This is a genomic window from Paenibacillus sp. FSL E2-0177 (assembly GCF_037992975.1).
In the GTDB taxonomy this organism is placed as follows: domain Bacteria; phylum Bacillota; class Bacilli; order Paenibacillales; family Paenibacillaceae; genus Paenibacillus_AQ; species Paenibacillus_AQ odorifer.
This window is the reverse complement of sequence record NZ_CP150307.1, coordinates 3,400,720-3,418,510: the sequence shown is the minus strand read 5'-3', so window position 1 is coordinate 3,418,510 and position 17,791 is coordinate 3,400,720. Positions and strand designations below refer to the sequence as shown.

Genomic DNA, 17,791 nt, shown 5'->3' with positions numbered 1-17,791 from the left:
CATCTCATCTCCATTCTCTTCATCTAGTATTGCCATGATTTATTCCATTAAAAAGGGCACTTTCCTTGTTCCAGAAAAGCGCCCTATTCTTGAAATTATAATTCTGCTAATACCTTTTCGAGCTGACCACCCATATTTGTCCAAGCATATTTAGCACCTTCGATGGCTCCTTGGCGGGCTTTCGTCTCTTCACTAAATCCTGATTGATCTAAATGGAGATTAACCTTCCCCTCTGAATCTTGACTCAAAGTCCAAGTAACAGTTGTACTTTCTCCCGCACTATTCCAAGTATAAGATAACGTATGCGGCTCATCCACGACGAGTACTTCGCTATCTACAATTCCATCCCACCATTCATTTGGCTCAGCACGGAATTGAAATTTATGACCAACGACGGGTTTAAAATCATTACTCCAGATCCATTTCGCAAGCGTATCCGAATCCGTTAAAGCATTCCATACCTTCTCGATCGAACTTGTAAATTGAAAATCTAATGATACATCTGGTTTCATAGTTATTCCTCCAATATAAGTTTTAATTTATCAATTCTTTGTTTCCAGAATCCTTCATAAAAAGATACCCAATCTTGAATTTCTTTCAAAGGATTGGCATTCAACCGATACCTCGTCTCTCTGCCAACCTTTCGAGCAATTACGAGACCAGCATCTTTAAGTATATTTAAATGCTTCGAAACGGCTGTACGACCCATTTCAAAATGAATCGTTATCTCATACAGAGGTAATTCATCAACATCAGCCAGAATTTGAAGAAGTTTTCGTCTTGTTGGATCCGCAACAGCGTCATAAACATCTCTCACTTGACTATTGTCGCTCACAACCACCCCCACCTTTTCCGTAATATTTCCTGTAATGTCACCTAGTATCCATCATTATTAATTAATAGGACACCATTTGGTGTCTAATTGATTATAAGACACCAAATGGTCACATGTCAACAATTCAGTAAAAAAAGCATTACCAAAAGCGAGTCCAGCATAGGACTGCTTTTGATAATGCCTCCAGATAAATCATTTCGTTGTACGCTTTAATAATTAATCTAATTGTTCTCCATTAGTAGCGATAACATTTTTGTACCAATAAAATGATTTTTTCTTTATACGACGTTTTGTACCTCTGCCCATATCATCTTGGTCCACATAAATGTAACCATAACGTTTGGACATTTGATTTGTTCCTGCACTCACCATATCTATGCAACCCCAGCTTGTGTAGCCCATTACATCTACACCATCTGCAATGGCTTCTTTTATTTGCTTAATATGTTCTTTTAAATAATCAATTCGGTAATCATCCTCTATAACATCGCCTTCTTGTAATACGTCTAAGGCACCTAGGCCATTCTCTGCAACAAGTACCGGCTTTTGATAGAGGTCATACAATTGGTTTATTGCAGTTCGTAAACCCTTAGGATCAATCTGCCAACCCCAATCACTCGATGGTAAATAAGGATTTTTCACTCCGCCTGTAAGCAAATTCCCTTCAGCGCCTTCTATCTTTTCTGGATGTGCACTGACTGCACCAGACATATAGTAGCTAAAGGATACATAATCCACTGGATAGTCTTTCATGATTTGTTCATCCTCGGGCTCTGTTTTCAGAACTATATTTTTTTCTGCAAACATTCGAGCGGTGTAAGCCGGATAGTAACCTCTCGCTTGAACATCAGTAAAGAATAAAGAGGTACGTTGTTTATCAACTGTGGCTTGAACGTCGTCAGGATCACAGCTATAAGGAACAAGAAGTTGATAACTAACCATACATCCAACCATTGCTTGAGGATTACTTTCTTTACACGCTTTGGTTGCAAGTGCACTTGCGACAAATTGATGATGCGCTCCTTGAAACATTGCTTGTTCAATATTCGGGTGATTTTCTTCGATAACCCCTAAACTTACATATTGGTGGTGTACTACACAGTTAATTTCATTAAAAGTCATCCAATATTTCACTTTATGCTTGTATCTTTCAGCTACAGTGGTTGCATAGCGAACAAAGAAATCTATAACTTTCCGGTTCACCCAACCTCCATACTTAGTTGTTAGATGAAGTGGCATTTCATAATGGGATAAAGTAACAATAGGCTCAATTCCATATTTGTTCAATTCATCAAACACACGATCATAAAATGCAAGACCTTCTTCATTAGGGATTAATTCATCCCCATTTGGAAAAATACGAGTCCAAGCAATGGACATACGGAAGGCTTTAAAACCCATTTCGGCCAATAAAGCAATATCTTCTTTATAGTGGTGATAAAAATCCACCCCATGTCTTTTGGGATAATACTTTTCACTTGCGGGATCTTGTGCTTCTTCTATTTGTTTATGAGTCATGAGGTGCCACTGGTCAGACCAGTTTTTTTTAGGGGTGTTTTCGTCAAAAATATATACATCTGCTAGAGAAAGCCCTTTACCGCCAACATTACTTGCTCCTTCTAGTTGATTGGCAGCTGCTGCTCCTCCCCATAAAAAGTTTTCTGGAAATGTCGTTTTCAATTCAAACATGTGTAAACCCTCCTTGTTGTTAAATAAAACATATGCTACGGATTAAACCTGTTGGATAAGGGCATCTTGTTCTTCTTTATATTTTTGATTATCCATTATTCTAAAGAACGGATAGTAAATAATAAACGCTACTGCAAACAGTACAATTTGTAAGATCATTCCCGAGATACTACCTGTCATCAAATATCCGCCGATAATTAATGGCATTGTTCCCGGAGGCAGTACACCTATTGGCAACGCTACTAATCCAAAATCCATGGAGAGATAGGTTATCAAAACAGTAACAATCGGTGTTATAAGAAATGGGATTAACATCATTGGGTTTAATACGATAGGCATCCCAAAGATTAACGGTTCATTGATATTAAATAGTCCTGGTCCAATCGTCAGTCGACCCATTTGTTTCAGCTGTTTGCTCTTCGCAAAGAATAACATAGCAATCGTTAGTCCTAGAGTTGCACCAGATCCACCGATAAAGATAAGATATCTGAATTCTGCTGTAACAATATTATGGACGGGTGAACCCGCTGCGTAGGCTGCAGCATTTTCTGAGGTCAATTGCAACCAGATAGGCAACATGACAGAACCTACAATGGTGGAACCATGTAATCCGATTGCCCATAATAAGTTGATTAACAAGAACACAACAATTGTTCCCGCTAAGCTTGTTCCAACAGTGGTTAATGGTTGTTGAAGAAGCTTGGCAACAATGGTATGCACGTTATCAAAACCAGTAAAGTTCTCAACAAGTAGGCGAACTCCCCAGACACTCACGATAACAAAGAAACCAGGAATAATCGCTGTAAAGGATTTAGCAACTGTTGGCGGCACACCATCCGGCATTTTAATAACTATATTTTTTTGTACGATTCTGCGATATATTTCTGTTGCGAAGATTGCGGTTAACAATCCTACAAATAATCCTTGACTCGAAAAATAATTCACGTTCATTGCTTTTGTAACAACATCATCTACTGTGAAAGAAGTTGATGGAGTGACTACAAAATATGAACATAATGCCACAGCCCCTGAAGAAAGCGGATCCACTTTATAGCTCTCTGCTAGTCTATATCCCACGGCAAATGTTGCAACTAATGCGACAAGGTTAAATGTACCATTGTACGGATATAGTAAAGCTGTTTTGATATTTGGATGGGCGACCAAGAAATCTAAATAGGCTGGAATTGGCAGGTTTGCTAAGATTAAAAAAATGGAACCGATAATAATAAACGGGATAGTTAAAACCATTGCATCGCGAAGCGCTTGTAAATGCCGCTGACCAGAGATTTTACCTGCAACTGGCATTACCTTATCTTCTAAAAATTTCGTTATTTTATCCATAGTTTCTTGCACGCTCCCGAAGAAGTATTTTCTTATTGCGATGCCACTTCTTTTTGATCCTATTTTGAAAGCTTATAAAGTTCAATGATTTCCGTAACAAGTAAAGAAATGGTCTCTACACTCATTAGTTGGTCTTCAGCATGCATAAGGATCAGTGAGAATTGAAGCTGTTCGCCATTTGCTTCTCTTTTGATTAATGATTTATGCATTTTATGACCTTCTCTAAAAAATTGCTTTGATTCTTCTAATTTTTCTTGTGCCTCTTTAAATTCTCCCTCTTTGGCTGCGTAAAGCGCCTCCATTACTAAGCTTTTAGCTGCGCCTACATTACTGATAATGTTAAAAGCCACAGTATAGTATTCCTCTTTCACTTCATCTACCATTTCTCTCTACTCCTCTCTTATCTCTATTTACTTTCAATTAATTGCAAGGCTTGTTCAAGTACTTTTTCACCGTTCATCATTCCGTAATTCAACATATCAATAGCTTCTATAGGAATGTTTTTATCTGCTAATCTTGTTTCTAATTGCTTTTTCATATATTTCACCTGAGGTCCTAACAATAAGACATCAACCTTTTTCTCTTGCAAAGTAATATCAATTTCAGATGCTGATTTAGCAAAAACATCGACATCCAACCCTTTTTCTTCAACAACCTTCTGCATTTTTGTTACTAAAAGGCTTGTACTCATTCCTGCTGAACACACTAACATAATTGTATTCATATTGACTTCCCCCTAAAATTATCATTTATTGAACACCTTTAGTGTAAACTTAAATCGCTTTCTTTTTAAGCTAACCTTTTTCCAAATCAACAGGAAACGGTTACATTGCAAATAGTAAGGCAGTACCTAGTTTCTCACTCACTCTAGTTTAGTAATTGTATAATTTCTTCCACAGAGTCCTTAGCAAGGATCTGCACAACAATCTCTTTATCCTCTATCAATGATCCTAGCTTTTTATACATTTTATCTAGGTCGACATTGTTTCCTTCTTTAATGTTTAATAAACAAATTAATTGCACCATTTGCTTATCATTCCAACGAATAGGACGTTTTAACGTACAGATTGTCCAAAAGGTTTCCGAGGTAACAGGAAGTGAAGGATGTGGAACAGCGACAAGATTTCCAAAACTAGTGGGTGCATAGGACTCTCTTTCAACTACTAAGGATTCATAATGCTCTGGTACAAGTCCTTGTTTTGTTAGCTCATTGCTTAAAAAATGAATCACACTCTCCTTTGTGGTAAATTCTTTTTTCACGAATACTCTAGATGCGTCAAGGTAAGAATGAGTTTCTGCCACCTGTTCTGAAGACAGTAAGACGTCCTTGATTCTTTTGAGGTCTTTAGCTTCTAGAAAGGTATTTACAACATAGACGGGAATACCTATATCTTCATTGATCGGAACTGTACTGATAATAAAATCAATCGAGGATAGGTCCGTTTCTGCTAATTTGTAAAAACTAATTGTGTCTACAATCTGCAATAGATTCTCAAATGAATTGATCAATCGGTAATAAAGTAATTTGGCACTTCCAACACCAGACGCACATACAAGAATAACTCGTTTTATTTTTTTGTTTTTATTTTTCATTCTTTCTAAAGCAACCCCAATGTGCAAAGCAATGTAAGCAACTTCATGTTCTCCAACTTCTGAATCCAAATAGTAGTTAATACATTTACTCGCAATAAGTGCTCCTTCGAATGCGGCTGGAAAACTCGTCTTAATATCATTTAACAGAGGATTTCTAAAATTCATGTTGTATCTTAATCTATTCATCGCAGGCCTAATGTGAAGGGTCAGGGCTTGAATAAATTCATGGTCATGGCCAAAATCCCAATTCAACTCAGTTTGTAAACTTTTTAAAATACAGCTGACAATGGAGTCCACTTCATCGAACTTACTGTACTCCGTTAGATTTTCTTTCGGCAGCAATTTTGTTCCAACCAAATGGATGATAATATAATTAATCTCTGAATCGGAAAAGAGCAGATCTGTGAACTCTTCTATGTCTTTAACAATTTCATGGGTAACAATTTTTTCAAAAGGATACTCTTCCATAAGATTTACCGACGGTTGTTCGATTAAAAATCCCTCTTCGATACGTTTACAAGCTATTATTAAGTGAATAGCGAGGTTTTCCAAGGAAATATCTGAAATCTCAATTTTGTATTTATTTACTTTGCCGATGATTATTTCTTTAATTTTCGTGTATACCTCTTTGTCAAACAAAGTAAAGTTATCGAAAGTTGGATCGGAGTTTTCTTCTCTTTTGTATAAAAAATTAGACAAACAAATTCGTTTCTTAAATTCATCGCCCTCTATAAACAGGCCATAATGAGGCCGATTAACTAAATTCAGGTTGTATTTTTCCAGTATCTTACGCACTTCTTTTAGATCGTTTTGGATTGTCGATTTAGATACAAACATCTCATCTTCAATAGTGGCCAACTTGATATACTTATTTTCTAATAAAAACCGACTCAACAAATAAAGAACCCTATTATCTTGTTCAGAAAAGTCTACTGTAGAAGGATTGATTTTATCATTAGTTAACTCATGTAATTTTTGAGAGAATGTATCTTTATCGATGATTCTTATAACGAAGCCTTTCCCACGAATTAACTCTATTTTTAGTCCTATTATGGCGGATATATTTTGTAACTCTTTCAAATCATTACGGATCGTTCGATCGCTAACATTCAGTTCCTTAGAAATCCATGCAGCTGTGACAGGTTGATTAGAATTAATTAAGTATAAAAGTATTTCTTTTTGCCGTTTTGAAAACAATTCTATCCCTCTTTCTTATCCAGAGTATGAATATGAGCTAATATTAACTGAAGCATACATTTACATACATTTGCTCATTTTTTTATATCGGTTACAATATCACTTCCTAAGAAAATTTGATAGTGTTCTTACAGTAACATACGAAACAGGCGTCCTCATTTAAGAAGACACCTGTTTGAATTTCAGCTTCGTTTGAGGAGTTATGGGCAAGAAATATGCGGGTTAACTCAACTTCTGCTGCAGTATAATTGCTAGTTCTTCCGCTGAATCCCACACAATAGGACGAATATCCTTAAGCTGTACAAAAAGTTTATCCGCCTCAATACTGTTTACGGTCCATAATACGGGTATGTTTAAACCAAGTGCATATCCCGCTGAAAAATACACCTCTGGGGATTGCCCCGTTAAATCTGCGATAATCAGTTTGCTTTCTGCGATTTGATCCAACTCGTATTTTTCGCCGTTTTGAGTTTTCGTATGTGTTAATAAGCGCGGCAGGAAACCACACTGCTCTATTTTGGGCAATAACTTCTCCAGCCATGTTGTAGACAAATTTTCTTCATCCGACACGAGCACGAGACAAGGTTTTAGTTTTTTACCTCCAGCGCTTTCCGCAGCTTCATTCCAGCCGGTTTCAGTAAGCTTAAAGGTCATGCCTTCCCTGATCAGAAGCTGATCACTAATCAACTTGTCTATGATGTATACCAGCTCTTGCAGATTGGGAGAATACGTCAAGTTATAGCTGCTAGAGAGGGGTTGAATGACAACCGCTTCCCCCGGGCCTTCAGAATGTCTATATAAATATTGCAGTAGACGGTTTCCTTTATCTTCAATGCTCACAGGTATTTTGGGTGAATTTACAATGGACTCTAAATCATCAGCAGATATAGTGATCTTTTCATCACAATCAGTCAGCTCACGTATGTAAGCCGATACTACATGCAGCATGTCGCGTTTCTTTTGATGCGGGAGCGAATTAATGGGTTCGTAGCTGTCTCTACGTAGACTATAAAACCCGCCTGGTGAACAAGAACAGCCTATATATCTATCGTTATCGCCTTCTGGTTCAATGGAAACAATCTCATCACAGAACAAACAGTGTTTCTTAATCATGACAACTCTTCACCTCTTATTAAGTGTTAGCCTCTACCTTACCAAGATTTTTTTGAAAAGTAGACAAGAAGATATTTCCTGTAGCAGGTTATCCCAAGGCGTAAACGTATTATTTCGAGGCTCGAATGTAGATTTTATTCAATAAAAAACCGACATAAGAATCAGCTGTAAACTGAACCTTCTGTCGGTTGATATAAGCTTGGAGCCAGGCATTTAGGATTGTGATAAACCTTCTATAACTTTATCAATATTCCATTTGATCATCTTAATGTATGTGTCGCCCTCTTCGCCTTTCTTAGCTAAAGAATCGGTGAAAATCTTAGAGTGTATCGGTACTCCCGTTTCATTTGCGATAGTTTCCATTGTTTTTGGATTTACGCTAGTTTCCAGAAATAATGCAGGCACTTGATTTTCATCAATGATCTTAATTATGTTTTTCATTTGTTCAGGCGTTCCTTGACTATCCGTATTGATCTCCCAGATAAAAGCTGATTCAAATCCGTAAGCTTTGGAAAAATATTTGAATGCTCCTTCGCTGGTAACAAGGATACGTTTCTCTTGTGGAATTTTTTCGACTGCTTCTTTTGCATATTGATCCAATTCATTCAGTTTCTTCACATATTCCGATTGATTATTAAGATAAAATTCTTTGTTGTCGGGATCTTTTTCGATTACACGTTTTGTGATGATATCTACATATTTTATTGAATTCTGAATATCCAGCCAGGCATGAGGATCTACCTGTGTTTCTTTTCCTTTTTCTGTTAGGTACATTGGAGATACTTCATCTGAGACTGCAAAAGCAACATCCTTTTTATTAGTCACATCTAGAAGATCTTGAAACCACCCCTTACCTGTTTCTAGGTTCAAACCGTTATAAAACACTAAATCTGCGCTAAAAACCTTACTTGTATCCTTGGGTAATGGATCGTACATATGCGGATCTGTTCCGATGGGTACCATACTGTAAACTTCAGCTTTCTCCCCTACAATGTTTTCGGTCATATCAGCGATAATGGAGTACGTTGCAACAATCTGCAGCTTATCATGGTCTGCTTCTCCTTCACTAACCTTTGAGCATGCGGTAAGAAGTACGATAAACATTGTCAAAGAGAGTATTTTTATGGTCTTCATCCTTGTTTCAACCCTTTCCTGAAAAAATTATTTTTGGGTGAGATTATAAATGAAATTCCGAACATGCTTACGCCGACCAGAACAATCGTGGCACTTGTAGGTAAATTGAATTTAAAGCTTACAATTACACCTATAATCCCGGATACAGCGCCGATTGTAGAAGCCAGGATAATCATGTGGAACAGCTTATTCGTCCAGAGATAGGATGTAGCAGCCGGAATAACCAGCATTGCAATCACAAGCACAATTCCTACTTGAGATAACGAAGATACGGTAACCACAGATAGGAGCATCATCAATAAATAATGATAGAACCCTGTTTTTAACCCATAGGCTTTGGAAACAACCGGATCAAACGAACTCATTAAAAGCTCTTTATACAGCAATGAAATGATGGCAATAACAACAATCATAATAATAAAGGATTGCATTAACTCCGACTGTGGGACGGCCAGAATATTACCAAACAGAATGTGAGTTAGATCAAGCCCGCTTTTGGCAAAAGTAATTAGGACGATACCTAGCGCAAAAAATGAGCTGAGAATAATGCCGATAGAGGTGTCACTTTTAATATTGCTTCGACTTGTAATAAATTGAATGAGAACCGCTGCTAATAGTCCAAATAGTGAAGCTCCAAGAAGAATGTTGATGCCTAAGATATAAGATAATGCCACCCCGGGTAACACCGCATGTGATAACGCATCTCCCATTAATGACATCTTTCTAAGTACAATAAAGCTTCCTAAAACCCCTGATACAATTCCAAGAATGATAGCAGATAATCCCGCGTTAAGTGCATATATCGGAATGTTTAATACTCCTGAGAAATAATCAATCATGATCTGTCGCCCCCATCCCTTTGATCACCAGATTACCTAAGGAGGCACCATAGGCGCTGAGGATATTCTCTGGCGTAAAGGTGTCTTTAACGTCACCAAAAGCAATTAATTTCTTATTGAGAATGATGACTTTGTCAAAATATTCTTCGACCTCATGCAAATCGTGATGAACGATGAGTATGGTTTTTCCTTCTTCGCGAAGTTGTTTTAGCAGCTTTACAATGATTTTCTCACTGACTAAATCTATGCCTACAAAAGGTTCATCTAAAAAAAATACATTTGCTTGTTGTGCAAGTGCCCTGGCGATAAAAACTCTTTGGAGTTGTCCCCCGGACAGATTGCTGATTTGTTTATTCGCAAGATCACTTATATCCACCATCGCCATACATTCCTCGACTCTTTGCCGCTCTGTTTTTCCGGGACGCTGGAAGATTCGCAAATTAGGGTAAGTTCCAGTCAGCACTGTATCCCTTACCGTGATTGGAAAAGAAAGATCAATGTCATTCTTTTGCGGCACATATGCGATCTTCCGTTTGTACTCAGAAATATCTTTTCCCTCCACCATAACTGATCCTGTTCTCTTCTTTATCACCTCTAGCAATGACTTGATGAATGTAGATTTTCCCGCACCATTTGGTCCGATAATTCCGATTGTATACCCAAAGGGGATATCAATATTTACATTTTCTAGTGCAGAATTACCGAAATAATCTACGTTTAGGTTTTTGATTTCAATCATAAAAAAACTCCTTATCTCTGTTAAGTTCATATGTAGCACTGTTCTGTTCATCCTGTTAATTTATTTCCCAATAGAAACAATGATTCCTTTGATTCAATTTGTTTCCCTAGGTAAACTTTTATTCTTATATACAATATATTTACCCGAGGGCAATATGTCAACAATATTCCTTAAATCAACAAAAAAAAGAACCCAAGTGATTTGAGTTCTTTTGCATTATTTCAATATAAAAATCTCATAGTTGCAGTAGTTTTAAACATCTAGGCTGCATCAAATAACCTCCTGTAATACCCTCTGCCTGCAATTGAATCGTATATTCTCCTGCCGTGGGGAAATACAGCTCACCTACTTGAAAGCTTTGAAAATTACTAACCCCATCAGTAGAATGAACTTTAGCTTGTAAAATTTGATCCGCTGCCTTGATGAGGTAGACTCCGCCACCACCATTCTCTCCTTCTTCGCTGCGATATTCGATACTAACCTGAAATCTTACCGGACCTAATGTCCGGACATGCCAAATTGCGGTATCCTCTCTATCCTTCCAGTCCAACAGATTATCATGGTCTTTTTTTCCTGTATCGTAACGGAGGGTTGGACCAACGATCTCACTTTCAAATACCCCTAATTCTTGTAAGGTATCTTCTCCAAATTCCAATAATCGGACTGGATTACCTTCTACAGGTTCTGCACAGACAATTGCGATGACCAGCGGCATGTTGTTAGAATTTTCGGCAAAGTTCGGTAAGCTGGGGAGTTCGACTTCCAGATCCTGCTCAGATAGCTTTGTGAAAATCAGCTCCTCCCCTCCATCTAAAGCAAATACCTTTTGAACAGCGGTCTTCAGACCGGGGACGATTAGCTTATTTCTCTTCTTAAGATCGAAAACATGCAGATATAATGTGTTTCCTTTCAGAGTGCATCTGCCCCATGACGGTTTGGCTGTGGGCGATTCTCCAGCACCGTAAATGCTATCCCCATTGGTATTTAACCAATCTCCTAAATCAAGCAAAATGGATTCGGATACCGGATCCCATTCCCCTGTTGCTGTTGGGCCGATATTGATTCCCAGATTTCCATTTTTACTTACAACATCGATGATCTGGCGGATGATAGTTACAGGGGATTTCCAATGGTGATCGGATCTCTTATACCCCCATGAGTCGTTTAACGTAATAATATTCTCCCAGTACTTACCAAGGTTACGAGTCGTAAGTTGATTATCAGATGTATTTGCATAATCTCCAAGTGGTGCTTTCCATACTCTGCTATTGACCAAACAATCTGGCTGAATTGCATGAACCGCCGCCAAAAACGCTTCTCCTTGCTCACGGGTCAGTTTGCCTCCGCAATCAAACCATATTAAACCAACTTTGCCGTAGTCCATCAGCAGCTCACGGACTTGAGGGATTGATTTGCTGTGCAAATATCGTTCAAAGCGGGTGCGTTTATCGGTATCATTTATCCACGTTTGAACGTCATCGTAAGCGCCGATATTCAGTGGATAATCCCAGGTATTCCCTTGAGAGTCTGGATCATGCCAATCCATCGCATGAGAGTAGTAAATTCCGAGTACCATTTCTTCCGCACGACATGCCTCCATTAGTTCCCAAAGGGGATCACGGCCCAATGAGGTGTGCTTGACGATCGAATATTCGGATACACTCGAGTCATACATCGCGAAGCCGTCGTGATGTTTAGCTGTAAAGATGATATATTTTAGGCCAGCACGCTTGGCAGTCCGCACCCACTTCATTGCATCAAAAGCTGATGGATTGAACGCTGCGGCCATTTCCTCATATTCAGCCACTGGGATCTTCGCGCGTAGCATAATATGCTCACTGTAAGAAGCTTGTATTTCTTTTCCCTTCCATTCACCCGCAGGCAGGGCATAAGGGCCCCAGTGAATAAACAAGCCGAGCCTGGCTTCCTGCCACCATTCCATACGCCGAGCCTGCTCGTTATCTATCGGAGTTTCGACCGACTGTATACTATACGGATCATCGAGAAGGTTTTCTGTTGTTTTTCCGTTCCTTACCATAACTGAAGAACGGCTCCGCGGAGTTTAGATACAGCCTCGACGAAGAAATAATCGCCATATATCAGTGGCGTATCAATGTGCACACCCCCTGGAAGATTGGATGTTCCAGAAAGAATCAAGCCCTCCTCTTCCGGAATGTCCCAAGTCCCATAATTCTCATAAAGTGAGCGAACGATTTGTTCTGCGGCTCGTAGGTAAAAAGAGGCTTCCGCCTGTGGTACGATCTTTGCCAGCTCAATCAAGCCACATGCCGCACATGCACCAGCAGAGGTATCACGCGGCTTTTCGCCTGCATCAGGTGCCCTGAAATCCCAGTGAGGTACATGATCCTCCGGAAGATTAGCTAAGAAGAAGTGCGCAGCTCTTTTAGCTCCCGTTAGAAACTTATTCTCTCTGGTATAGTGAAAAGACAAAGTAAGACCGTAAATCATCCATGCGCTGCCCCGTGCCCAAGCGGATTCTTCCGCATAACCTTGGCCGGCCATAGCGCCGATTTTTTCGCCTGATTCCGGGTTGAACTCCAGAATATGATAACTTGATCCATCCGGACGTAAAAAATGCTCAACTACCGTTTCCGCATGCGCAGCGGCGATATGCCGGAAACGCGGATCCTCTGTAACTTCCGATGCCCAGTATAGTAAGGGCAGATTCATTACAGTATCAATGATGGACCATCCCGCCCGGTTTATCTTCTCCGTGTCATGCCAGGCTCTGATAAATGACCCTTTCAGGTTAAAGCGGCTGGCCAGTTGAGCAGCAGCCATCAACCCGCGCTGCTTGGAGCGTTCATTACCAGTCACTCGGTAATTGGCCAAAGCTGAGAGTGTCCATATAAAACCAGCATCATGATGTACGGTAAGGGCATAAAGAGGTTCATCCAATTTCTCTTCAATTTGCTCGGCGATTTCTTGCAGCGCCGGATGATTACCTTCTGCGGCAATCTGCCACAAAATACCCGGCCAGAACCCTGCTGTCCACCACGATGGACGCATGTTGTCGTATACTCCGCTCACGGAAGCATGCGGAAAACTAACACCAATTCGCTTACTAGTCATTTCCACTTTATTTACAATTTGTTGCCAAGCGCCATCCGCCCATTCCAGAGTAGACTCCGAAATTGCCAGTCCGCGAGTTTGTTGAGTTGGTATTACTTCACTCATTTTAGTTCCTCCTGTAAACACTGATGATATTTATGAAATTTAATTTCTTAAAGCGTTGTCCGTAGTGGAATTACCATATTCCAAGTGTGCTTCGCATTTCGAAACCCTCCCGGTCCATCTGCTACTGCAGCGAATAAATGGGTAGGGACCCCTTCTTGAAATAATAGGAACGGACGTTCAAAGCTTCCCATCCACTGCTCTGTGCCGTCCTCCCAGAGTACCCGCCGGGAATACGATTGCGTTGAATCAGCCAGCTGCCAGTCGGTTCCATCCGTAGATGATGCAAATATCCCACCGTGCTTTTCTCCACATATCCGGCCATCCATATCCTTGGCGATCATTTGGTACCCGTCCGTGGTCCGCCAGATAAATGGATCTTCAATATGAGACCGCTCTGGTGGAAACAGCGGTGCGTTGTTAATTACTTTATATGGCCCTTCGTCCTTAGATGAACCGGCAATGCCAAGCGTCATCTGTCCATAGGAATTGCCCTCGTATTTGCGGGCTTTATATACCAATAGCAAGGAGCCATCTTCGCGGATACAAGGAGCCGGATTGGATGTGAGAAAGCTGTCGAACCTGCCCGGACGTGTAGGCAGAATAGGTGCGTCCATCCTTATCCATGGTCCGAATACACTGTCGGCTATAGCTAAGCCAACACGTTTGTTGGCACGAGCGGCAATCACCCGATAGTCGTCAAATTCCACTGTTTCATTAGGCTGCGGCTCAGCGAATGGATGAGTTGAACCCATATAATACAACAGATACTTATCACCATAACGAAGGATATGCGGATTATGGGTGCTTCGTCCGTCCCAGTATTCCGCTCCCCTTGCGGGTAGTACGGTTTCTTGGTACGTATAGGGTCCTTCCGCGTTATCGGCAGATGCGCGGACAATTTCTGAGCGAAGTAACCATCCCGGATGCATCGGCAGCCACTTCGGCCAACGGGATGCAAATAAATGAAAACGCCCATCCTCGCCATGCACAGCTGAACCGCACCACACCCACCAATCCTCCATGCGGAACCCTCCGTTCAAAGGAGCAGGCAACATTCGGTCCATCAATGAAAAAGTCATATTCTCCCTCCACGGCTTATTGCTTTACATCTGTTAGTCCATAACGTTTAGCAGCACTGCCATGTAGCCATTCCGCAGCAATATTCAGCGCCTCCTCCCGGCTGATCCAGCCTTCCGCTATTTGACTTTCCAAAAATCGCGCAAGTATTTTTTTAACGATCAGCAGCTTGCCATATGTCCATTCGATACAGCGCGCATCCGAGACAATGAGCGAACACTTGAGCGGGGCGAGTGCCTCCAACCGATACTGCATGCTCTGCAAATAGGTACTGGGTCTGAAGTTATACCACCACATCCCACCTACATGAACGTTAGGGAAATTCCATGCAGCCTGCACAATATCCAGGTTATTTAATTCTGAAGCCACCACCAGCTCAAATGGAATGGAATACCGTTCAAACAAACCATACAGTTTAACAATCCGTAGCGGATCGTTAACTGGCGCAGCCGATGTATTACACCATCTGCGTTCGACGCCGAGAAACAGCTGCAAGAACATTCCTCTTACTTGCAGTTCCGAACAGATATGATGAAGGAGCAGCATCATGATTTCATCCGGTTCAGTTACGCTGCTAAGATTGTAAACATCATGAGCATTGGCTTCAAAGGCTGGCAACGTAGTCATGATTCCCGGACAGCCCATCGTCTGATATGAGTGCAACTGCTCGCTAATAAACTTTTTCGCTTGAGTATAAGCCGCTTCCCGGCTGGGATCAGAGGCATCTGCAATATTCTTTGCCAGCTCAGGCAGCCAGGAGTCAATTCGAGGAATCAGTAGAGCATTTTCTCTCATGTGTGCAAAGTTGGCATGCTCCGGACGGTTTACAATAAACCGCTGCACATGCAGACGGTCAGCTACGTTTTGCGCCCAGCCGGGATCGTTACTTTGCTGTTTAACCGTTATATCCGCTTTGAACACCGACTCTGAATCAGTGATGGAGATACCGTACAAATCTTTCATGATTGCTGTAAAAGCACGATTCATCATCGTATTACGGGAAGCGTGGTAAGCTCTAACAAAAGAGTCAGTCCGCTTCTCTTTCGAAAGTTGGTCCGCATCCGCCGGATATCCTGCTGACTGAAGCTCTTGGTTCAACCAGAAATAATCGGCTATTTCCCAGAAGTCAGCCGCGTTTAGCTTATCGCCGACGAGATGGGTATGTGTATCGATTACAGGCAGACGCATGATTTCATCACACAGAGCAGTTTGACTCATTGTTCTCCCTCCTAACTGGCAGGAAGCCCTTCGAATGAAGAGGCTTCCTGAGAATCTATCTATTTCCGGCTTTGCTGATTAAGGATTCCCTCATTATTTTTGTAGCGTTCTGTTGCTTCTTTTAAGATTTCTTCGCCGCCCTTTTGCTTATATTCCTCGATGACTTTTGGGAAATCGCTAATCGGTTCTTTGCCATAAATCATTTTGACCATATGGTCTATGATCAGTTTTGGTGCCTGATCGGGACGTTTGGAGGCAAGATCAGGGAACTTGCTGAAAGACTCCAGATCAGGTACAAATCCGATGCCCCCTAAGCCTTCTTTACTCAGAGTTTCATCCAATGCTTTCAAAACATCTTTACCACCCGTAAGCAGCTCAGTTCGTTCGCGGTTGATTGTTCCGTCCCCTACCCAGCGCAGCTGTGTGCGGAATTTCTCTTCATCTTGGGCAGCCTTGTTCTCTGGCAGCTTATAATCAACTTTTCCGTCTTTTACCGTGTAATTCTCGCCTTCAATCCCAAAGCTATAGAAATTACTGGCTTCCGGGGTCTGCATCCATTCAAACATTTGGACAATCCGGGCAGCCTTTTCTTTACTGACCTTATTGTTGATATACAGTGAGGTATTGACCGAACTATACAAACCGTATCCTTTTTGTCCATTGTCACCGGTTGGCGACGAGATAATATCCACTTTCGCTTCCGGATTGGACGCGGCGATCTGGGTCCGGAAATCCAGGAGATTCTGCGCATTAGCTGTCCAGATCCCTGCATTGCCTGCAGCAATATTTTCACCATACTGTGCCGTTTGAATTGTCGCAAAATCCTTCTGAATGAGGCCTTCGTCATACATCGTCTTGTATACGTTCAGTGCTTTTTCCATATTCTCGGAATTATAAAATTTGGGTACGATCTCTCCATTATCCTCTGTAAACTGATAGCCAAGCGCGTCATATGCACCAAATGCGATATCTGCATACTTGAAGTTCTCACGCATCTGATAAGGAGCGCTCACACCGAGTTTCTTAAAAGCGCGCAGCACATTCAAGAAATCTTCAATCGTTACTGGTACCGGAAGGCCAGTTTTCTCCAATAAATCAGTTCGGATAAAGGTGGCACGTCGAGACGGATTGCTGAGCCAAGTCGGAATGCCATATATTTTTCCGTCGTAGCTGACTTCATCCCATGCTTCCTGCGGGACAACCTTCATCAGGTTGGGCGCATTCTCCTTCAGCAGATCATCCAGCGGCATAAAAACACCAGCCTGAACCGACCCCGCCATCGATTTATCCGTAGCCCCTCCGACATTTTGAACCACATCCGGGATATCACCGCCGGCAAACATAACAGCCATTTTGGAATCAAAGTCCTTCAAAGGAATTAACTTAATGTCTAAATCGACATTCGCCCGTTTCTCTAACTCCTTGACCCACTTATCGGTGTTAATGTCTTTAGAACTTTCCGTGTAAGCGTTTCCGCTTGTGTTTAACGAAATACTAAATTTAAGCGGTTTTGTTTCGCCTGCTGCATCGACGTTACCGTCCGATGTTTCATTGCTTCCGCATCCTGCGACGAGACTTGAGACAAGCGCCGTGGATAGGATCAGACTAACCCATTTTTTCATCTGGATAATCCCCCTTATTAGTATAAAAAGGTATTTGGTTTACCTGTACCCATCATAAAGCTGTATCAACAGCACTCCCATGGGGTGGATTATTGTGGGATGTGTTTTTTTGTGATCGGTTATCGTTTTAAAAAAAGGCCATCCCCAAAAGTCCGCGGCTCGGACCTCAGGACAGCCTTTTGATCCTCTTTCTCTT

Annotated in this window: 16 protein-coding genes; all 16 read right to left on the bottom strand. The window is 41.1% G+C overall.

What is annotated here, in order from left to right:
• Positions 1–95 precede the first annotated feature (95 nt).
• Positions 96–512 carry an SRPBCC domain-containing protein gene (locus tag MHI25_RS15370; RefSeq protein WP_076125634.1) on the bottom strand — a complete coding sequence of 139 codons (417 nt, stop codon included), beginning with the start codon at positions 510–512 and terminating at the stop codon, positions 96–98.
• Between the two features lie 2 nt (positions 513–514).
• Positions 515–835 (bottom strand): metalloregulator ArsR/SmtB family transcription factor, encoded by a 321-nt coding sequence (locus MHI25_RS15365; protein WP_038571021.1) that lies wholly within the window; start codon positions 833–835, stop codon positions 515–517.
• 216 nt (positions 836–1,051) lie between these two features.
• Complete coding sequence (ascB, locus tag MHI25_RS15360) at positions 1,052–2,524, bottom strand: 6-phospho-beta-glucosidase (protein WP_076278465.1); 1,473 nt, start codon at positions 2,522–2,524, stop codon at positions 1,052–1,054.
• Positions 2,525–2,566: 42 nt separating this feature from the next.
• Entirely contained in the window at positions 2,567–3,865 is a 1,299-nt protein-coding gene (gene celB / locus MHI25_RS15355) for a PTS cellobiose transporter subunit IIC (RefSeq protein WP_038571015.1), read from the bottom strand.
• 59 nt (positions 3,866–3,924) lie between these two features.
• The gene (locus MHI25_RS15350) at positions 3,925–4,248 is read right to left on the bottom strand and encodes a PTS lactose/cellobiose transporter subunit IIA (RefSeq protein ID WP_051490993.1); all 324 of its coding nucleotides are present in this window, start codon (positions 4,246–4,248) and stop codon (positions 3,925–3,927) included.
• A gap of 23 nt (positions 4,249–4,271) precedes the next feature.
• A complete protein-coding gene (locus MHI25_RS15345; RefSeq protein ID WP_036677859.1) occupies positions 4,272–4,589 on the bottom strand; it encodes a PTS sugar transporter subunit IIB in 318 nt (105 codons plus the stop codon).
• Between the two features lie 143 nt (positions 4,590–4,732).
• Positions 4,733–6,655, bottom strand: coding sequence for a BglG family transcription antiterminator (locus MHI25_RS15340; protein WP_340395627.1), 1,923 nt, complete (start codon positions 6,653–6,655; stop codon positions 4,733–4,735).
• Between the two features lie 222 nt (positions 6,656–6,877).
• Positions 6,878–7,768 (bottom strand): hypothetical protein, encoded by an 891-nt coding sequence (locus MHI25_RS15335; RefSeq protein WP_036677862.1) that lies wholly within the window; start codon positions 7,766–7,768, stop codon positions 6,878–6,880.
• Positions 7,769–7,981: 213 nt separating this feature from the next.
• On the bottom strand, positions 7,982–8,902 hold the full coding sequence (locus MHI25_RS15330) for a zinc ABC transporter substrate-binding protein (protein ID WP_340395626.1): 921 nt from the start codon (positions 8,900–8,902) through the stop codon (positions 7,982–7,984).
• Positions 8,899–9,741: a metal ABC transporter permease gene (locus MHI25_RS15325; RefSeq protein ID WP_036677866.1), complete on the bottom strand. Its 843-nt coding sequence runs from the start codon at positions 9,739–9,741 to the stop codon at positions 8,899–8,901. The genes MHI25_RS15330 and MHI25_RS15325 overlap by 4 nt, the downstream gene beginning before the upstream one ends.
• Entirely contained in the window at positions 9,734–10,477 is a 744-nt protein-coding gene (locus MHI25_RS15320; protein WP_305953547.1) for a metal ABC transporter ATP-binding protein, read from the bottom strand. The genes MHI25_RS15325 and MHI25_RS15320 overlap by 8 nt, the downstream gene beginning before the upstream one ends.
• A 238-nt stretch (positions 10,478–10,715) precedes the next feature.
• Positions 10,716–12,518: an alpha-L-fucosidase gene (locus MHI25_RS15315; protein WP_340395625.1), complete on the bottom strand. Its 1,803-nt coding sequence runs from the start codon at positions 12,516–12,518 to the stop codon at positions 10,716–10,718.
• Positions 12,512–13,678, bottom strand: a complete 1,167-nt coding sequence (locus tag MHI25_RS15310) for a glycoside hydrolase family 88 protein (RefSeq protein WP_340395624.1) — start codon at positions 13,676–13,678, stop codon at positions 12,512–12,514. The genes MHI25_RS15315 and MHI25_RS15310 overlap by 7 nt, the downstream gene beginning before the upstream one ends.
• Before the next feature lie 47 nt (positions 13,679–13,725).
• Positions 13,726–14,757 (bottom strand): glycoside hydrolase family protein, encoded by a 1,032-nt coding sequence (locus tag MHI25_RS15305; protein WP_339174252.1) that lies wholly within the window; start codon positions 14,755–14,757, stop codon positions 13,726–13,728.
• Positions 14,758–14,773: 16 nt separating this feature from the next.
• Positions 14,774–15,973 carry a glucuronate isomerase gene (locus tag MHI25_RS15300; protein WP_340395623.1) on the bottom strand — a complete coding sequence of 400 codons (1,200 nt, stop codon included), beginning with the start codon at positions 15,971–15,973 and terminating at the stop codon, positions 14,774–14,776.
• Between the two features lie 59 nt (positions 15,974–16,032).
• Positions 16,033–17,595: an extracellular solute-binding protein gene (locus tag MHI25_RS15295; protein WP_076125644.1), complete on the bottom strand. Its 1,563-nt coding sequence runs from the start codon at positions 17,593–17,595 to the stop codon at positions 16,033–16,035.
• Positions 17,596–17,791: the final 196 nt, after the last annotated feature.